17 protein-coding genes and 1 tRNA gene are annotated in these 17,740 nt (G+C 71.4%); 8 read left to right on the forward strand and 10 right to left on the reverse strand.

The genetic code is table 11. The features are described 5' to 3' along the window. Positions 1-98: 98 nt before the first annotated feature. The 3 genes from rdgB to murI are packed head-to-tail and all read right to left on the reverse strand — an operon-like array spanning position 99 to position 2,274. Positions 99-695: an RdgB/HAM1 family non-canonical purine NTP pyrophosphatase gene (rdgB, locus tag D8Y23_RS05940; protein WP_128217242.1), complete on the reverse strand. Its 597-nt coding sequence runs from the start codon at positions 693-695 to the stop codon at positions 99-101. A 1-nt stretch (position 696) separates the two neighbouring features. Beyond that, positions 697-1,422: a ribonuclease PH gene (rph, locus tag D8Y23_RS05945; protein WP_128217243.1), complete on the reverse strand. Its 726-nt coding sequence runs from the start codon at positions 1,420-1,422 to the stop codon at positions 697-699. 33 nt (positions 1,423-1,455) lie between these two features. Next, on the reverse strand, positions 1,456-2,274 hold the full coding sequence (gene murI / locus D8Y23_RS05950; protein WP_128217244.1) for a glutamate racemase: 819 nt from the start codon (positions 2,272-2,274) through the stop codon (positions 1,456-1,458). 77 nt (positions 2,275-2,351) lie between these two features. On the opposite strand from murI, the gene D8Y23_RS05955 reads away from it, so the two are divergent. Then, positions 2,352-3,674 carry a nicotinate phosphoribosyltransferase gene (locus D8Y23_RS05955; protein WP_128217245.1) on the forward strand — a complete coding sequence of 441 codons (1,323 nt, stop codon included), beginning with the start codon at positions 2,352-2,354 and terminating at the stop codon, positions 3,672-3,674. A 185-nt stretch (positions 3,675-3,859) separates the two neighbouring features. After that, entirely contained in the window at positions 3,860-4,369 is a 510-nt protein-coding gene (locus D8Y23_RS05960) for a hypothetical protein (protein ID WP_128217246.1), read from the forward strand. Between the two features lie 12 nt (positions 4,370-4,381). Here the strand turns inward: D8Y23_RS05960 and D8Y23_RS05965 are convergent, their stop codons facing one another. From D8Y23_RS05965 to D8Y23_RS17070, 3 genes are all read right to left on the reverse strand, one after another. Beyond that, complete coding sequence (locus tag D8Y23_RS05965) at positions 4,382-4,648, reverse strand: DUF3039 domain-containing protein (RefSeq protein WP_128217247.1); 267 nt, start codon at positions 4,646-4,648, stop codon at positions 4,382-4,384. An 80-nt stretch (positions 4,649-4,728) separates the two neighbouring features. After that, complete coding sequence (locus D8Y23_RS05970) at positions 4,729-6,291, reverse strand: hypothetical protein (protein ID WP_128217248.1); 1,563 nt, start codon at positions 6,289-6,291, stop codon at positions 4,729-4,731. Then, the gene (locus D8Y23_RS17070) at positions 6,267-7,562 is read right to left on the reverse strand and encodes an ABC transporter ATP-binding protein (RefSeq protein WP_240663809.1); all 1,296 of its coding nucleotides are present in this window, start codon (positions 7,560-7,562) and stop codon (positions 6,267-6,269) included. The genes D8Y23_RS05970 and D8Y23_RS17070 overlap by 25 nt, the downstream gene beginning before the upstream one ends. An 881-nt stretch (positions 7,563-8,443) precedes the next feature. Here D8Y23_RS17070 and D8Y23_RS05980 point away from each other — a divergent pair. Together D8Y23_RS05980 and D8Y23_RS05985 are read left to right on the forward strand one after the other, a co-directional pair. Next, positions 8,444-9,373, forward strand: a complete 930-nt coding sequence (locus D8Y23_RS05980; protein ID WP_128217250.1) for a hypothetical protein — start codon at positions 8,444-8,446, stop codon at positions 9,371-9,373. Positions 9,374-9,443: 70 nt separating this feature from the next. Further along, on the forward strand, positions 9,444-10,778 hold the full coding sequence (locus tag D8Y23_RS05985) for a maltokinase N-terminal cap-like domain-containing protein (protein WP_128217251.1): 1,335 nt from the start codon (positions 9,444-9,446) through the stop codon (positions 10,776-10,778). Between the two features lie 89 nt (positions 10,779-10,867). Here D8Y23_RS05985 and D8Y23_RS05990 read toward each other — a convergent pair whose 3' ends face one another. Then, complete coding sequence (locus tag D8Y23_RS05990) at positions 10,868-12,523, reverse strand: S1C family serine protease (RefSeq protein ID WP_128217252.1); 1,656 nt, start codon at positions 12,521-12,523, stop codon at positions 10,868-10,870. Positions 12,524-12,723: 200 nt separating this feature from the next. Here D8Y23_RS05990 and D8Y23_RS05995 point away from each other — a divergent pair, with 200 nt between their 5' ends. Continuing rightward, on the forward strand, positions 12,724-13,929 hold the full coding sequence (locus D8Y23_RS05995) for an aminotransferase class I/II-fold pyridoxal phosphate-dependent enzyme (RefSeq protein WP_128217253.1): 1,206 nt from the start codon (positions 12,724-12,726) through the stop codon (positions 13,927-13,929). A gap of 9 nt (positions 13,930-13,938) precedes the next feature. Here D8Y23_RS05995 and D8Y23_RS06000 read toward each other — a convergent pair whose 3' ends face one another. Further along, entirely contained in the window at positions 13,939-14,745 is an 807-nt protein-coding gene (locus D8Y23_RS06000; protein ID WP_128217254.1) for a carbon-nitrogen hydrolase family protein, read from the reverse strand. Further along, entirely contained in the window at positions 14,742-15,272 is a 531-nt protein-coding gene (locus D8Y23_RS06005; protein ID WP_128217255.1) for a DUF6328 family protein, read from the reverse strand. The genes D8Y23_RS06000 and D8Y23_RS06005 overlap by 4 nt, the downstream gene beginning before the upstream one ends. 84 nt (positions 15,273-15,356) lie before the next feature. On the opposite strand from D8Y23_RS06005, the gene D8Y23_RS06010 reads away from it, so the two are divergent. The 3 genes from D8Y23_RS06010 (at position 15,357) to D8Y23_RS06020 (ending at position 17,244) form a co-directional block, all read left to right on the forward strand. Next, positions 15,357-15,430: transfer RNA gene (locus tag D8Y23_RS06010), tRNA-Met, on the forward strand. Between the two features lie 237 nt (positions 15,431-15,667). Next, positions 15,668-16,591: an SMP-30/gluconolactonase/LRE family protein gene (locus tag D8Y23_RS06015; protein WP_128217256.1), complete on the forward strand. Its 924-nt coding sequence runs from the start codon at positions 15,668-15,670 to the stop codon at positions 16,589-16,591. Then, entirely contained in the window at positions 16,588-17,244 is a 657-nt protein-coding gene (locus D8Y23_RS06020; protein WP_128217257.1) for a formylglycine-generating enzyme family protein, read from the forward strand. Before D8Y23_RS06015 ends, D8Y23_RS06020 begins: the two co-directional genes overlap by 4 nt. On the opposite strand, the gene D8Y23_RS06025 is transcribed toward D8Y23_RS06020, so the two are convergent. Further along, on the reverse strand, positions 17,228-17,698 hold the full coding sequence (locus tag D8Y23_RS06025) for a MarR family winged helix-turn-helix transcriptional regulator (RefSeq protein ID WP_342672104.1): 471 nt from the start codon (positions 17,696-17,698) through the stop codon (positions 17,228-17,230). The genes D8Y23_RS06020 and D8Y23_RS06025 overlap by 17 nt on opposite strands. Between the last annotated feature and the right edge of the window lie 42 nt (positions 17,699-17,740).

Consider the following 17,740-nt stretch of genomic DNA (forward strand, 5'->3'; position numbering starts at 1 on the left):
CTCCAGGCTAGAGCCGGGTCGTCGGGTCCGGAGGGGTTTGCCGCTAGTCGGGAATGAGAGCGGTTCTCGCTCTCGCCGCGGGTGTCAGGGCCCCGGCGTCAGAGCGTCTGCAGCAGCGGCACGAGGCTGCGGAACGCGCGCGCCCGATGCGACTGCGCGTTCTTCTCCTCCGCTGTCCACTCCCCGACCGTGCGCTCAGATCCGGCATCCTGTCCGTCCGGAATGAAGATCGGGTCGTAGCCGAACCCGCCCGGGCCGGCGGGCGCCGTCGCGAGGCGGCCGGGCCAGCGGCCCTCGACCATGTCCTCGGTGCCGTCAGGGCGCACGAGCGCGATCACCGACACGAACTGCGCTGTGCGGTGCGGGTCGGCGACGTCGGACAGCTGGTCGAGCAGCAGCTCGAGATTGGCCGCGGCATCCTTCCTGTGACCGGCCCAGTAGGCCGAGAACACGCCAGGCGATCCGCCCAGCACATCGACCGCGACACCCGAGTCGTCGGCCAGCGCGGGGAGCCCCGTGTGCGCCGCGGCGGCGCGCGCCTTGATGAGCGCGTTCGCGGCGAACGTCACGCCGTCCTCGACCGGTTCGGGGCCGTCGTACCCGACGACCTCGAGATCGGGGCGGGTCGCCGCGACGATGGCCTGGAACTCCTCGACCTTGTGCGGGTTGTGCGTGGCCAGAACGACGCGGGCCATGTCAGGCGTTCAGCGCCGCGGTCTGCAGGTCGCGCAGCTCGGCGCAGCCGTTGACACCGAGCTCGAGCAGCTGGTCGAGCTCGCGCTTGTCGAACGGCGCGCCCTCGGCCGTGCCCTGCACCTCGACGAAGAGTCCCCGGCCGGTGACCACGACGTTCATGTCGGTCTCGGCGCGCACATCCTCGACGTACGCCAGGTCGAGCATCGGGGTGCCGTCGATGATGCCGACCGACACCGCCGACACCGAATCGATGAGCACCTCCGAGCGCTGCGCGATGAACTTCTTCTCGCGGCCCCAGGCGATGGCATCCGCGAGGGCGACGTACGCGCCCGTGATCGCCGCGGTGCGCGTCCCGCCGTCGGCCTGCAGCACGTCGCAGTCGATCACGATCGTGTTCTCGCCCAGTGCCTTCGTGTCGACGACCGCGCGCAGCGCGCGACCGATCAGCCGCGAGATCTCGTGCGTTCGTCCGCCGACCTTGCCCTTGATGCTCTCGCGGTCGTTGCGGCTGTTCGTCGCGCGCGGAAGCATCGCGTACTCGGCCGTGACCCAGCCCTTGCCCTTGCCCGTGAGCCAGCGCGGGACGCCGTTCGTGAACGACGCGGTGCACAGCACCTTCGTGCCGCCGAAAGTGATGAGCGCCGAGCCCTCCGCATGGGCCGACCACCCGCGCTCGATCGTCACGGGGCGCAGCTGGTCGTCGGTCCTGCCGTCTTTGCGGGTCATGGGTCCTCCTCAGGACGGAATGGATGCCACGCCTCAGCGCGGCAGGTCGATGGCGCCGGTCTGGACCAGCTGCACGTCGCGGATCTCACGCCCCATCAGGCGATGGGCGAGCCGCACGAACTCGTCGGCCGATGCGCCCGTGGCCTCGTAGTGGTGGGCGGGAACGGCATCCGGTCCCGCGAGCAGGTCGCGGGAGACCAGCTGGCGGTACACGTCCTTCGCCGTCTCGGTGTCGCTCGAGACGAGACTCACCTCGGGGCCCATGACGTAGCTGATGGCCCCCTCGAGGAACGGGTAGTGGGTGCAGCCCAACACGAGCGTGTCGACGCCGGCGTGCCGCAGCGGCGCGAGGTACTGCTCGGCGACGGTGAGCACCTCGGGCGAGTCGGTGACCCCGGCCTCGACGAACTCGACGAACCTCGGCGCCGCCTCGGCGAAGACCGTCAGGCGCTCGTTGACCTCGAGCATGTCCTGGTACGCGCGGGACCCGATCGTGCCGACGGTGCCGATCACGCCGACGCGGCCGTTGCGGGTCGTGGACATCGCCGTGCGCACCGCGGGTCCGATGACCTCCACCACGGGGATGTCGTAGCGCTCGCGCGCGTCGCGAAGCATGGCGGCGGAGGCGGTGTTGCAGGCGATCACGAGCATCTTCACGCCCTGCTCGACCAGCGTGTCGAGCACCTCGAGCGCATAGCGCCGGACGTCGGCGATGGGCTTCGGTCCGTAGGGCGAACGGGCGGTGTCGCCGATGTACAGGATCGACTCGCGCGGCAGCTGCGCCGAGACCGCACGCGCGACGGTGAGACCACCGACCCCGGAGTCGAAGATGCCGATCGGCGCGTCGTTCATAGGCATCCAGCCTACCCACCGTGCCCCCCTGTCAAGGGCGCGCGGGCGTGCCGGGGCGCGCGCAATAGGCTGGCGCGATGACCCGCAGTACGGCCCTCCACACCGACCGCTACGAACTCACCATGCTCGACGCGGGCCTGCGCGACGGCACCGCCGAGCGCCGCTGCGTGTTCGAGGTGTTCGGCCGACGCCTTTCCGGCGGCCGTCGTTTCGGCGTCGTGGCGGGCACCGGCCGTCTGCTCGACGCGATCCGCGACTTCCGCTTCGGTGAGGACGAGCTGCGGTACCTGCGCGACAACCGGATCGTGGATGCCACGACGCTGGACTTCCTGGAGGGCTACCACTTCACGGGCTCCATCACCGGCTACCGCGAGGGCGAGATCTACTTCCCCGGCTCGCCGCTGCTGACGGTGGAGGGGACCTTCGCCGAGGCCGTGATCCTCGAGACGATCGCCCTCAGCGTGCTCAACTTCGACTCCGCGGTCGCCACCGCGGCATCCCGCATGAGCATCGCCGCGGGCGACCGGCCCCTCGCCGAGATGGGCTCCCGCCGCGCCGGCGAGGAATCTGCCGTCGCCGCCGCGCGCGCCGCGTACATCGCCGGCTTCGCGGCCACGAGCAACCTCGAGGCGGGCCGCCGTTGGGGTGTGCCGACCATGGGCACCGCCGCGCACGCGTGGACGCTTCTGCACGACAGCGAGGAGGACGCGTTCCGCTCGCAGATCGACGCGCTCGGCACCGGGACGACCTTGCTGATCGACACGTACGACATCACCGAGGGCGTGCGCACGGCCGTGCGGGTCGCGGGCACGGGCCTCGGGGGCGTGCGCATCGACTCGGGCGACCTCCCGATCGTCGCCGGGGAGGTGCGCGCGCTGCTGGACGATCTCGGGGCCACGGGCACACGGATCACGGTCACGAGCGACCTCGACGAGTACGCGATCGCCTCCCTGGCCGCCTCCCCCGTCGACAGCTACGGCGTCGGCACTTCCGTCGTCACAGGATCGGGCTCGCCGACGGCCGGCCTGGTGTTCAAGCTCGTGGCGCGCGCCGACGCCGACGGGTCATGGGTGCCCGTCGCCAAGGCATCCGCTCAGAAGGCCTCGCACGGGGGTCGCAAGGCGGCGTTCCGCGCGCTCGACGGCGGCACCGCCACCTCCGAACTGATCGTCGTGAGCGACGGCTTCGAGGAACTCTCCACCGCCGCGGAACACCCGGACGCGCGTGCGCTCCAGGTTCCGTTGATCGTCGACGGCGAGCCGGATGCCGCCGCGCTCGGGCCGCAGGGCGTCGCGGCTGCGCGCGCGCACCATGCCCGCGTTCGCGAGGAACTCCCGGTCCGCGCTCTCGCCCTGAGCCGTTCGGAGCCCGCACTGCCGACCGAGTACCTGGAGGCCTGAGCCTTCCGGCGGGGCGGCCCATGACAAGCGGCCGAGGGGATGAAAGGTCCTCCCGGTCGGGGTGAGCAGGTGTCCTCGACCCGGAGGCCGTCCGTGCGCGCACTTTAGCGTGGGCAGGATCGCCCCGTGAGTGGCGGCCTCGTGGTCGACCGGTCGGGCGAGCAACGCACCGAACGGAGAGTTCCATGGCCGACGATGCATCGCCGACCCGGCGGGCCGACCCCACACGCCGCGCCGTCCTCACGGCCGCGGCCTGGACCGCACCGGTGATCGCGTCGACGTTCGTCCCCGCGATCGCCCAATCGGCCACCGCGGTGCCGATCTCGAAGCTGCGTATCGGCGACGACTGGAAGGTGCTGAACGGGAGCAAGTACGATCCCGCGACCAACAGCACGCGCGGTCCGCTGGCGATCTACGCCTCGGCGCACTACGACCAGAACGTGACGTGGTGGCCGACGCGCGACCCCGAGCCCGCGCTCGTGCAGTACACCCTGCAGGTCGTCCCTCCCTCGCCCGCCGAGCCCACGACCCTGTCCGGGTCGCTCTCGATCGCCCTTGGCGGCTACGCGCAGCAGCTGAACTGGTACCCGGGAGAGAATGTGTACCCGCTCGCGACGGGGACGTACACCGTGACGTTCACGATCTACGGCTCCGGCGGAACGGCGTCGGAGGTCGAGAGCATCGTCCTGACGTGAACCGTCTCGAGGTCAGCTCGTGAGGGATTCGTAGATCTCCTTGCACTGCGGGCACACGGGGAACTTCTCAGGATCGCGTCCCGGCGTCCACTTCTTGCCGCACAGCGCGCGCACGGGCTTGCCCGTCAACGCGGACTCGAGGATCTTGTCCTTCTTGACGTAGTGAGAGAACCGCTCGTGGTCGCCCGGCTCGATGTTCTCTTCCCGGATGAGCTCTTCGAGCTCACGGTCCAGGGTCGCCAGACCCCCGCTATCCGGTCGGTCGAGAGGGGTGCTCATGGTCTGCCAGTGTAGCCGCGGAGCGCGCGTCATGGACGATTCGCGGCGGTCCGCCGTGCCCTCGCGGCGCGAGCTGCGACTTACGTCGCTTCCGCGAACTCCATCAGGCGTGTGCCCCGGCGCTCGAACTGGGCGGCCCCCACGACGAGTCCGACGAGCAGCACCAGCACCCCCGCACCGAGGCCCGCCCACAGAGCGGGGAACGCGTCGGCGGTGTCGGAGGGCAAGGCCTCCCAGGCGAACCAGAGGGCCGGGGAGGCGGCGAGGACCGCGCCGGCCATGACCAGGCCCTGGGCCATCACTCCGCCCGATCCGGTCCGCTGCGGCTGCTGGAAGGGGCTGTCCCCCGGTCGCGAGACGGCGTACGGAGCGACGACCGAAGCGATGCTCGACAGCCCGAGGCCCGAGAGGAACAGGGCCGCGCACACCCCGACGAGCGCGGGAGCGAACGCCCACCGCCCGTGCACCGCGATCGCCAGCGGGATGGCGATCGCCAGAAGCGGCAGGGCGATCAGCACGACGGGGACGAGGCGTCCCACCCGATCGGACAGGCCCCTCACACCGCTCGCGATGTGCATCCACAGCGCCGTCGAGTCGTAGGCCAGATCGTTGTGCGGCAGCCACCCGAGGAACAGCGCGATGATCGGCGCCGGCAGCAGAACGGCCAGCTCGACGGGCACGCCCGCCACGATGAGCGGCAGCGTCGTCAGGACGGCCGCGATCGGAACCACCACCACGTTGACGACGTACCGGCGGTCGCGGAACCAGTACGACAGGCTCCGCGCCGCGACAGCGCCCCCGGGCGTGCCGGGGAGCAGCGCGAACCATCCGAGCCCTGCGCGCTCACGGACCGTGACGGGGCGCGGTGTCGTCGTCAGGAGCACGCGGACGAGCGCGAACCATGCCGACGCGAGCAGCGCCACCGTGGCGAGAGCGACGGCGACGCTCCCCCACGCCGCCCCCGCGGAGGGTGCCAGCGCGATACTCCACGCCGCTCCGATCGGCGTCCACGCGAGGACGTCGGCGGCGACCACGAGTTGCGACGGCACGACACCGCGCCATTCGAGCGAGCCGAGGAAGATGCCCACGGGCACCACGACCACGAGAACCGCCACGAGGTAGATCCCGAGGAGTTCACGCGACTGACGCGGGCGACGCACGAGGGTCCCGAGGGCCATGCTCACGCGGGCGAGCAGCACGCACGTCGTCGTCCCGAGGACGATGGCGAGGACGCTGAGTCCGATCGGAGCTCCGTGCGCGGTCCACGCCGTGGCGAGGCTGATGGCGAGCACGACGACGACGAAGACGGGAACGCTCAGAAACCCGGCCAGCAGGAGGGTCGCGGCGAGCGGCCGCGGCTCCGGACCGACGACGGCGAAGCGACGGGGGTCGAGCGGATCCGTGGATGCCGTGACCGGCGGGGCCACCGCGAATCCGAGCGTGACCGCGGACCCGGCGAGCACCGTCACCACCGCCGTCGTGACGCCGTCCGCATCGGCGAGCGCGGTGACATTGACCGCGGCGAACACGGTGCCCGCGACGAGGACGAACAGGCCGACGATGCGGCGCAGCACATGATCCCGGTCGCCACGCAGGGCGCCGAGCATCATGGCCAGTCTCAGGCGGAGAACGTGTGCAACCACTCGAGCCCCTCCACGTCGCCCAGACCGCCCGCGAGTTCGAGGAAACGCTGCTCGAGCGTCGACTCGCCGCGCACCTCGTCGACCGTGCCCTCGGCGAGCACCTGGCCCGCGACGATCACGGCGACGCGCGAGCAGACGCGCTCGACGAGTTCCATCCCATGGCTGGAGAGGATGACGGTGCCGCCGTGCTCCACGTAGGCGCGCAGGATGTCGAGGATCACCGCGCTGGAGACCGGATCGACGGCCTCGAACGGCTCGTCGAGCACCAGGAGGCGCGGGGAGTGGATCATGGCGCCGGCGAGCATGACCTTCTTCGTCATTCCCGCGGAATAGTCGGAGACCGGCCGCCCGAGAGCGTCGACGAGATCGAACGCACGCGCGAGATCGGCCGCGCGGCTCTCGACCACGGGCGAGGGAAGACCGCGCAGTGCCCCGTAGTAGGACAGGAGCTGGCGCCCGGTGAGGCGGTCGAAGGTACGCAGGCGATCCGGGAGGACACCGATCATCTTCTTCGCCGCGCGCGACCGGTGTGCCGCGTCGACACCGTTGATCTCGACGGTTCCGCCGTCGGACCGCAGGAGCCCGGCGATGATCGACAGGGTCGTGGTCTTCCCGGCGCCGTTGGGCCCCACGAGACCGTAGAAGGATCCCGCGGGAACGGTGAGATCGACGCCGTCGACCGCGCGCACCTCGCCGAAGGTCTTCGTGACGTTGCGCAGACGCAGGGCCGGCACATCGGAAGCGGTGTCGGAATCCGCGTCTTCGCGCGGTGCGATGACCGCTGCGGCCGTCGTCGCTTCCCCGTCGGCCGCGGGCTCGGCCGAAGGATCCGCGACATCGTCGGCCGGTTCCCTCGGCGACGTGCCCTCGGGGGCCATCGGCTCGACGGCGGTTTCGTCGACCGCGACGTCCGGCGGTGTCGGATCTTCTGCCGCGAAGGCATCATCCGCCGCGGAGGCGTCCGCAGCGGCGGAGGCGTCCTCGGCCGGCTCGGCGCGGGGGCCCTCGACGGCGGGCGCATCGACGACAGATTCCACCTGAGCGGCTTCTTCGACGGCGATAGGTTGGTCGACGGTGGGCTCGGCGATAACCGGTTCATCGAGGTCCGGCTCCGCGGAGACCGGCTCATCGACGTTCGGCTCCGCCACGACGGGCTCCTCGGGGACGGGTTCCGCGAACGCGGGTTCCTCGCTGCCCGCCGCTTCCGCCGACGCGCCGTCGATCTTCGGCTCCTCGACCGCGACGTCTGCCGGTGACGGGTCGGCCGGCACCTCGGGCGCCGCGTCACGGGGCGTCTCGTCGACGGACTCAGCCTCAACGGGCGACGCGTCAGCGGGATCAACCTCACCAGGCGCATCCTCCGCGGGATCGGCGTCAACCGACGCTTCCTCACGAAGAGCGGCTTCACCGCCGCCGATGGACGGCAATGGTGGACGCGGCGGGACGATGAGATTAGCGGGCAAGGGCGGCGGAACAGGAACCGGGGGGAGCACGATCTCGTCGGGCGCGGCAGCGGGCGTCGTGACCGGTGTCGGAGGAGCCGCCGTGCGGGGCTTCGCGGGTGTCCGCGGAGTCGCGGCCGTCTTCTTCTCGGCCGATGTGCGGGGGGTGGCGGGCTTCTTCGCCGCCGGCGTGCGAGGGGTCGCCGGCTTCTTGGCCGCGGGGGTTCGCGGCGTCGCGGATGTCCCGGAGGCGGGAGTGCGTGCGGTCGCGGGCTTCCCGGCGGCGGGCGTGCGAGGTGTCGCGGGCTTCTTCGCCGCGGGGGTGCGCGGCGTCGTCGGCTTCTTGTCCGCGGGGGTTCGTGGGCTGCGAGGTGCCGACGTCGACGACGCGTTCCGAGCGGATGCGGAACGAGGGCTCGCGGGTTTCTTCACCACCGGCGTGTCGCCGGACGATTCGACCTCCGTCACCGGCGTCGCCTCGCTCTCGGCAGCCGACGAACGCGGCGCCGACGGACGCGGTGGGGGCGTCGGAGAGGCGCCTGCGCTCGCCGCATCACCCTCCGACCCGGAGGAGGCGGACTCAGGGGGCTGCGGCAGCGACGCTGTCATCGTCCCAAACTATCAACCCCTTCTGACACGGCCCTGGCAGTGGGCGCGACCCCGCGCGTCAAGGCCCGGCCGACGACGATCGCGCAGGGCAGGATGGAGACATGGCCGAGAAGGTGCATCGCATCCACTCCCTGTCCGACGACGCGCCCTGGAAGGGCGGACTCCCACCCGTCGGGTCCGAGGAGCATCCCCGCACGATCCGCATGCTGGACCGAGTGCTGTCCGTGCAGCGGCCGGTCGTGCTCGCGCACCTCAGGAGTATTCGCCTCCGGCATCCGGATGCCACTCCGCAGGAGCTGCTGAAGATCGTCGAGCGCCGCTACCTGGCTGCCGTCACCACCGGCGGGGCCGCGGTGGGCGCGACGGCCGTCGTGCCCGGTATCGGCACCGGGGTCACTCTCGCGCTGAGCGGTGTCGAGACGATCGGGTTCCTCGAGGCGACTGCTCTGTTCGCGCAGTCGGTCGCCGAGGTGCACGGTGTCGCCGTCGACGACCCCGACCGGGCGCGGGCGCTCGTGCTCACCCTCATGCTGGGCAAGGAGGGCACCGACCTCGTCGCCCAGCTCGCCGCACAGGCCGCCGGTCGCGGCACGACGCGTTCGGGGTACTGGGGCGAGCTCGTCACGAAGACACTGCCGCGCGCGGCCGTCGGACCCCTGGTCGACCGGCTGAAGACCACATTCGCCCGTCAGTTCGCCGCCCGTGGCGGCGCCTCGTGGCTCGGCAAGGCGCTGCCGTTCGGCGTCGGCGCCGTCGTCGGCGGCGCGGGCAACAACATCTTGGGGCGCCGCGTGCTCGTCACCTCCCGGCGCGCCTTCGGCGCTCCGCCGCTGACCGTGCCCGCCGACCTCGAACCGCGTTCCGGCGCGGAGAAGCTCGAGCGCCGCGCCGCGGGCGGCGTGCAGCGCGTCGGCGGCGCGATCGCCGGCGCCGTCGGGTCGGTCGGTCGGCGCACCGGCTCCGTTGCGCGCAAGGCCCTCCCCCGCCGCAAGGACCACGACGACGAGACGTCGCCGTCCGACACGCCCTGAGGCCTTGTCATCCCGGCGTACCGGGCGCAAGGCCTGGGCGACCCGAGGGCGATGACGTTAGCCTCGCCGCATGGGTGACCTCCTCGATCTCCTGACCGTGTGGATGCCGCGACAGCGGTGGTACGGCACGAAGGGCCGTAATCCCCAGTTGACGCTCGTCGCGGAGTGGCCGCTCGTCGCTCCCTCGACACGCGTTCTGCTCGTCCGGGACGAAGCGGTCAGTCCGGCAGCGCTCTACCAGGTGCCGGTGTCGCTCCGCGACCCGGACGTCGTCCTCCCCGGAAGCCTGATCGGTCCGGCTGACGACGGACGCGTGTGGGCGGATGCCGTCACCGATCCCGCCTTCACCGACCTTCTGTTCCGCCTCTTCTCGACGGGTGGTGCCGGAGCGGTGACGGACGACGGCTTCCTCGGCATCCCCCTCACCTCCTCCCCCGCGGAACCGGCGACGGACGTGCCCGCGCGGGTGCTGAGCGGGGAGCAGTCGAACACGTCGATCATCTTCCGGCCCGAGGGCGCCCCGCCGGTGATCGGCAAACTGTTCCGTCAGGTGAACGCCGGGATCAACCCCGACGTCGAGCTGCAGTCCGCCCTCGCCGCGGGAGGTGCCACGTTCGTACCCGCCGCGATCGGCGAGGTGCGCGGCACGTGGATGACGGCCGGCGGCGAAACGGTGACCGGTTCGCTCGCGTTCGCGCAGGAGTTCTTCGAGGGGGTCGAAGACGCCTGGCGGGTCGCCCTCGAGGCGGCCGGTGCCGACGACGACTTCTCGGCCCCCGCCCGCGCGCTCGGCGAGAGCGTCGCCCGGATGCACGTCGCGCTGGCCGAGACGTTCCCCACCATTCCCCCGGACGCCGACGTGCGTTCCCGCGTGGCGGCGGCGTGGGAGCGTCGTCTGACGATCGCGGTGGCCGAGGTTCCCGCGCTGGCTCCCTACGCCGACCGCATCCGTGAGGTGTACGCCGACGCCGTCGCGGCCGAGTGGCCGCCGCTGCAGCGCGTGCACGGCGACCTGCATCTCGGCCAGGTCCTGCACACGCCCGCGAACGGATGGGTACTGCTCGACTTCGAGGGCGAGCCGCTGCGACCCATCTCCGAGCGTCGCAGTCCGGACCTCGCCGTGCGCGACGTCGCCGGCATGCTGCGGTCGTTCGACTACGTCTCGGGAGCCGTGGCCGACGACGACGGGGCGGCGGTGCGCGCGTGGGTCATCGCCGCGCAGCAGTCGTTCCTCGCCGGGTACGCCGAGACCGTCGGCGCCGGGCAGAAGGCTCCCGATTCGCTCCTCGCGGCGTTCGAACTCGACAAAGCGGTGTACGAGGCGATCTACGAGACGCGCAACCGTCCGGACTGGATCGGCATCCCTCTGGCGGCGATCAGCCGTCTGGCGCCCCTGGCGTCCTGACGCCACGGCCCCGTTCTCCGGGCAGCGTCCCCGGACACCGCGACGCCACCCCGCGATGTCCTCGCGGGGTGGCGTCGTCATGGGAGTCGTCAGTCGGTCATCGCGCCGAGAGTGACCTCCGCGGTGCTCTGACGTCCGCCGCGCGAATAGGTCACCTCGGCCTCGGAACCCGCGGCGACAGCGCGCACCTGAGCGGTCAGATCGACCGAGTTCGTCACCGGGATGCCGTTGAACTCGGTGATGACGTCACCCTTCTGCAGCCCGCCGGCCTGGGCGGCGCCGCCCGCGGTGACGTCGGCGACGTAGGCACCGGTGGTCGTGGAACCCTGGACCGACGCGGCATCCTGGACGCTCGCGCCCAGAAGCCCGTGCGTCGCCGAACCGTTGTCGATGATCTCCTGCGAGATGCGCTGGGCGACGGCGGACGGGATCGAGAAGCCGACACCGATGTTGCCGGACTGCCCGCCCGACGACGACCCGCCGGCGCTCGCGATGGCGACGTTGATGCCGATCAGCTTGCCCTCGTCGTCGACGAGCGCTCCGCCGGAGTTTCCGGGATTGATGGCGGCGTCGGTCTGGATCACCGCGATCTTGATCGTCTGGCTGGCCTGCGTGCCCTGGCGCCCCTGGCCGAAGTCGAAGAAGAACGGGCTCTCGCCGCCCTGCTGGCCGCCCTGTCCGCCCTCGCTCGAGTCGGAGCCGTCGCTGGGGGCCGCCGAGGACGCGACCTGGATCGACCGGTTCAACGCGCTGACGATGCCGGTGGTGACCGTATTGGGCAGGCCGAGGGGCGCGCCGATCGCGACGGTCGCGTCGCCGACGTTGAGCTGCGACGAATCGGCCCACTCGATGGGCGTGAGGTTCGATGCGCCCTCCAGCTTGATGACGGCGAGGTCGTAGGTGGGGTCGGTCCCCACGAGAGTGGCCTTGTACACGCGCCCGTCGGACGAGGTCACGGACAGCGAGGCGTCGCCGCTCTGTCCGTCGAGGGTGACGACGTGCGTGTTGGTGAGCACGTAGCCGTCATCGCTCAGGATGACGCCCGAACCGGTCCCGCCCGTCGACCCGGTGCTCGCGCTGATGGTCACGACGCTGGGGACGACCTTGGATGCCACGGCCGCCGTCGCGTTCACGTCACCGGGATCGTTCACGGTGATCGCCGTGGGCCCGGAGGCCGTCGAGCTGTCGGAACCACCCCACAGCGCCAGGCCCGCGTAGGTGCCGCCGAGGCCGGCGCCGCCGCCGACGAGGGCCGCCGCGACCAGGAGCGCGGCGATCCTGGCGCCCGAGCCCTTCTTCCGCGGCGGGGTCGGCTGCGAGCCGGGGAGGACCAACGTGGGATGGGTGCCCGAGGCACCGGCGGCCGCGGGTCCGAACGCCTGCCCCGTCGGAGCGGTCGCACCACTCGGCGCGGCGGCGTACCCCTGGGCGTGGGGCGCGGGGTGCTGCGGCGCGCCCGGGAACGGTGTGGTCGGCTGAGGCGACGGAGCGGCCTGTCCGGGCGCGGGGTGCTGGGTCGCGGATCCCTGCGCCGGAGCAGGCCAGGCGGCCGCGGCATCGGCGGGCGAGCGGGTGGGGACCGGCGGTGTGGCCGATGCGCCGGCGATGGGCGCCGCCTCGGTGTGCGGTGCCGCGTCGGCCGCGGGGGTGGTCTCGTGCGACGCGGGGACCGCGCCCTGCGCGGCCGCGTCGGTGGTGGGGCGGTGCTCGGTACCCTCGGGACGGTCGTCCGTGGTGTCGCTCATGGGATGCTCCTTCTTCCAGGCGAGATCAACCATGACCCCGGATGCTGTGCGCTTGCTATGACACGGATGAGTCGCGTCTATCAGAGTCGCAGGAACGGAATGCGAGGTCATCCGAGGGCCCGCCCACGGTGCGCTCCGCTACGGTGAGAGGGTTTCGGCCCGGCGACCACCGCCCCCTCTCCCCCGAAGGCATCCCCATCATGCACGACCTCCCCGGCGCCTGGCGCCGCACCGCCCTCGGCGCGGGTCTCATCACCGCTGACGGCACCTCGGTTCCCACGATCTTCGCCGAGATGACGGCGCTCGCCGCCTCGACCGGCGCGCTCAATCTGGGCCAGGGCTTCCCCGACGAGGATGGGCCCGAGGTCGTCCTGAAGGCCGCCCGCCGGGCCATCGCCGACGGCGTGAACCAGTACGCCCCCGGTCGAGGATTCCCCGACCTTCTCGCGGCGGTCGCCGAGCACCAGCGCCGCTTCTACGGGATCGAGCTGGACCCCGCCCGGCAGATCCTCGTGACGGTCGGCGCGACCGAGGCTCTGGCATCCACTCTCCTGGCCCTCATCGACGGTCCCGACGACGAGGTCGTCGTCTTCGAGCCGTACTACGACTCGTACGCGGCGTGCGTCGCGTTGGCCGGTGCGCGACTGGTGCCGGTGCCCCTGCGCTGGCCCGACTTCCAGCCCGACCTCGAGGCACTGGCATCCGCGGTGTCCGACCGGACGCGCGTGATCCTCGTGAACGATCCGCACAACCCCACGGGCACGGTGTTCTCGCGGGAGGTCCTCGACGAGGTGATCCGCCTCGCCCACCTCCACGACGCGATCATCGTCACCGACGAGGTGTACGAGCACCTGGTCTTCGACGCCCCCCACGTGCCGATCGCCACGCTCCCGGGCGGGGCGGAGCGAACACTGACGATCTCTTCGGCGGGCAAGACCTTCTCGCTCACGGGCTGGAAGACCGGGTGGGTCAGTGGCCCGGCAGACCTCGTGTCGGCGGTGCTCGCGGTGAAGCAGTACCTCACCTACGTCGGTGGCTCGCCGTTCCAGCCCGCGATCGCCGCGGGTCTGCGCCTGCCGGACGCGTTCTTCGCCTCGGTCGCCGCCGAGATGAAGGCGAAGGCAGAGCTTCTGGGCACCGGCCTGCGGGCCGCGGGTTTCGACGTCAGCACACCGGGAGGGTCGTACTTCACGGTCGTGGATGCCGCCCCGCTCGGCGCCACGGACGCCGACGCGTTCTGTCGCGACCTGCCGGCGCGGGCGGGGGTCGTCGGCATCCCGCTCACGGCCTTCGCCTCCGCCGAGCACCGCGCCGACTACGCCACGCTCGTGCGGTTCGCCGCGTGCAAGCGCGTCGAGGTGCTCACGGACGCAGTACGGCGGCTCTCGGCGCTGTCGCCGGCCTGACCGCCGCGGTCAGCGCGGGGTGACGCGGAAGCGCCGGAGCTCGAGAGCCGGGTTCACCCGCCTCACCCGGGCCATGGCACCGGGATCGATGTGGGCGACCGCCACGTCGGTGGCCGTACCGATCGTCGCCAGCGCGACGCCCTGCGGGTCGATGACCATCGAGTGACCCACGCCGAGGGGCGGCGGGTGGTCGGCGCCCGCCACGAAGAACGTGTTCTCGATCGCCCGCGACGTGAGCAGGGTCGCCCAGTGGTGCTCTTTGAGCGGCCCGCGGACCCACTCCGCCGGCACGAGGGCGACGTCCACTCCCGCGTCGGCGAGGGTGCGGGCCACCTCGGGAAAGCGCAGGTCGTAACAGGTCATGAGCCCGAAGCGCAGGCCGTCCACCTCGAACGTCTCGGGCGGCGCGATCTCCCCGGGTGCCACCCAGTCCGACTCCCGCTGCCCGAACGCGTCGTACAGGTGGAGCTTGCGATACACGGCCCGGATGCCGGTTCCCGCCACGGCCACGACGGCGTTGCGCACGCGCCGCCCGTCGTCGGCCCGCTCGACGAGGCCCGCGACGAGGACGACGTCGAGCTCGGCCGCGAGATCGCGGAGGGCGGATGTGAACGGGCCGTCGAGGTCCTCGGCGTTCTCCGCGAGCGAGGTGTCGAACGGGTCGACGAAGTAGCTCGAATACTCGGGGAGGACGACGACCCGAGCACCCCGGGCGGCGGCGGTGCGGGCGAGGTCGCCGATGGCATCCAGGTTCTGGGGCTTCGACGCGGTCGGGGCGAACTGCGCCACGGCCACTCCCACGCTGTCGTGCGTCATTCGCGCCCCTTCTCGCCACTCGGCCGGCTGTCGTCGCCGATCCGGCGCAGGACGGCCGGACCCACGACCCACAGTACGAGGATCACGGCGACGAGGACGACCACGGCGATCACCGCGGCCTCGACCCCGACCACGACGTCGAACACGAACGCCACCACGCCCGCCAAGAGCAGGGCCACCGCGCTGAGGGCTGCGATGAGCGCGCGATGCCCGTACCGCACCACGATCGGCTTCACACCGCGGTGGAAGACCGCGCGGTGGAGCGCGACCGGAGCGAGAGCCAGGATCGCCGTGAGCGCCGAGAGTCCCACGAGCAGGAGGTACCCGATGCGCTGGGGTCCGCTGAGGTCGGCGAACGCGGGCTGGAACGCCAGTGCGAGCAGGAAGCCGGTGAGGATCTGCGTGCCGGTCTGCAGCACCCGCAGCTCCTGGAGGACGTCCGCCCAGTTGCGGTCGGCGCGCTGCGCGGCACTCTCGGGACGGCCGTCACGGAGGTCGTCGCGGGGGTCGTCGGAAGGTGTCAACATCCCCGCATCATGGCCCGCGGGGGCGATCGGGATCAACGCCGATTGGACAGCCATCCGAACCCGTGCTAGGTTTATCTCTTGTGCCGCGGGGTGGAGCAGCTCGGTAGCTCGCTGGGCTCATAACCCAGAGGTCGCAGGTTCAAATCCTGTCCCCGCAACAAATGAAGGCCCCGGATCCTCGGATTCGGGGCCTTCGCCTTTCCCTGCGCAACCCCCTCGGTGCCTGAGCGAACACCTTTCTCGCTGCCACCGTCTCATCTTGGCGAGGTGCGTGCTCTCCTCGTCTGCGCTTCCCGGCGCAGTGGCCTTACGCACCCGTTCGGCGGCAGTCTCGGTTCGTCGACGCGCCCGTCAACCCGGCTGTCAACGACGCCCGCGCGCGTTTGACTGGATCGATGTCCAGTCACCCGAGAGTCGATGGACGTGTGCTCCAGCCGCCACGTTCCCCCGCCGATGTCGATGTCGCGCCCCCGCGCGTGTACGACGCGCGTCTGAGTGACGTTCTCGCCCCGAGCGCGCGACTGCTCTCGCTCTACGCCGACGCGACCTGGGCCGAGGGCCCGATGTGGTGGAAGCAGGAACGCATGCTCGTCTTCAGCGACGTCGTCGGGCGCCGCACGCTCGGGTGGCGGGAGGACGGCAGCGTCGTCACGGTCGTCGACCCGTCCGCGTTCGCGAACGGCAACGCGGTGGATGCCGAGGGCCGACTGCTCCACGCCGAGCACGGTCGCCGGGCGATCAGCCGGACGGACGGCGACGGCACGCACGTCCTCGCGGACGCCTTCGACGGTGCCCCGCTGAACTCCCCGAACGACCTGGTCGTCGATCGCGCCGGCGCCGTGTGGTTCACCGACCCCACGTACGGCATCTCCGACCCGCGCGAGGGATACCCCGCGGATCCCGCCCTCGCACACCAGAGCGTCTATCGGTGGCGTGAGGGGCAGCCGCTCGAGCGCATGATCGACCTCGACGCCCCTAACGGCATCGGTTTCAGCCCCGACGAGACGACGCTCTACGTCGCCGAGTCGAACGCCGACGGGCTCCCCCGCATCGTCGCGTGCACGTGGGACGGCGAGACGCTCGGCGCCCCGACGACCTTCGCGACCGTGGATGCCGGCATCCCGGACGGGTTCGCCATCGACAACCGCGGGTGGCTGTGGATCAGCAGCGGAGCGGGAGTGGTGGTGGTGGATGCCACCGGCGCACGCCTCGGCATCATCCCGACGCCCCATCTCGTCAGCAACTGCGCCTTCGACGCCGACGAGCGCCGTCTGTTCCTCACCGGCGACAGCGATCTGTGGATGCTGGAGCTGCGATGAGCGATGTCGAGATGACACGGGTGCCCGCGGGGACCGTGCTGCGGGGAGACCAGCGCGGCGCGGAGAGACGTGAGATCACCGTCGAAGCGTTCGACCTCGGCGTCTACCCGGTCACCGAGGAACAGATGGCGGAAATCCTCGGCATCACGGCGCAGAACCCTCGACGGCCCGCAGTGCAGGTGAGCTGGCTCCGCGCCGTGCGGTTCTGCAACGCACTGAGCGAATGGGAGGGCCGCGACCCCGTGTACGCGTACGACGGCGAGGTCGTCGATTGGGATTCGGAGGCGGACGGCTTCCGGCTCCCCACCGAGGACGAGTGGGAGTACGCGTGCCGCGCGGGGTCCACGGGCTCGACGTACGGACCGATCGCCGAGATCGCCTGGACAGCGGGCGACGGACTGGGCGGACCCGTCGAGGTCGGCGGGCGTCTGCCGAATCTGCACGGACTGTTCGACATGCTCGGCAACGTCTCGGAGTGGTGCTGGGACCTGTTCGCCCCGGAGACGAGCGACGCCCGCGTGTTCCGGGGCGGCGGGTGGAGCGACGCCCGTGCCGTCGTTCGCGCGACAGCGCGGCGCGGGGCGAACCCGCGCTCCGCCTTCGACGACGTCGGACTGCGCGTGGCTCGCGGCGCCCTCAATCGGTCGCGCTGATGGCGTCGCTGAGGCCGTCGACGAACTCGGCGATCGTCGACAGCTGATTGTCCGAGAACGAGTCGGCCACGGCGACCATGGCGTCGAGATGCGCGCTGAAGTGGCGAAGGAACTCCGTGCGGGACTTCGGGGTCAGCACCACGACACGTGCCCGACCGTCGGACGGGTGCGGTCGTCGTTCGAGATGCCCTGACGCGGCGAGGCGGTCCAGGAGCTTCGTCGTCGAGGCCGTCGAGATGCGCAGGTGCGAGGCGACATCGTGAGGGCTGACCATCTGCCCCCGCTGCTCGCGGATGATCAGCATGCGGAGCGTCGCGAGGTCGCTCGCATTCATGTCCATGGCGCCCTTCATGCCGCTGTTCATGCGGTCGAGGGAGTCGCTCAGCGCACGAACCGCCTCCATCGCGCGGACGACAGCGGGCCGATTAGCACGGAAGGCATCGACGACGGACACGCTGGACACCTCCGTTGCGCTCTGGGTATAGTCGGACGACAT

The sequence above is a fragment of the Microbacterium enclense genome (genome assembly GCF_004022425.1).
In the GTDB taxonomy this organism is placed as follows: Bacteria; Actinomycetota; Actinomycetes; order Actinomycetales; family Microbacteriaceae; genus Microbacterium; species Microbacterium enclense_A.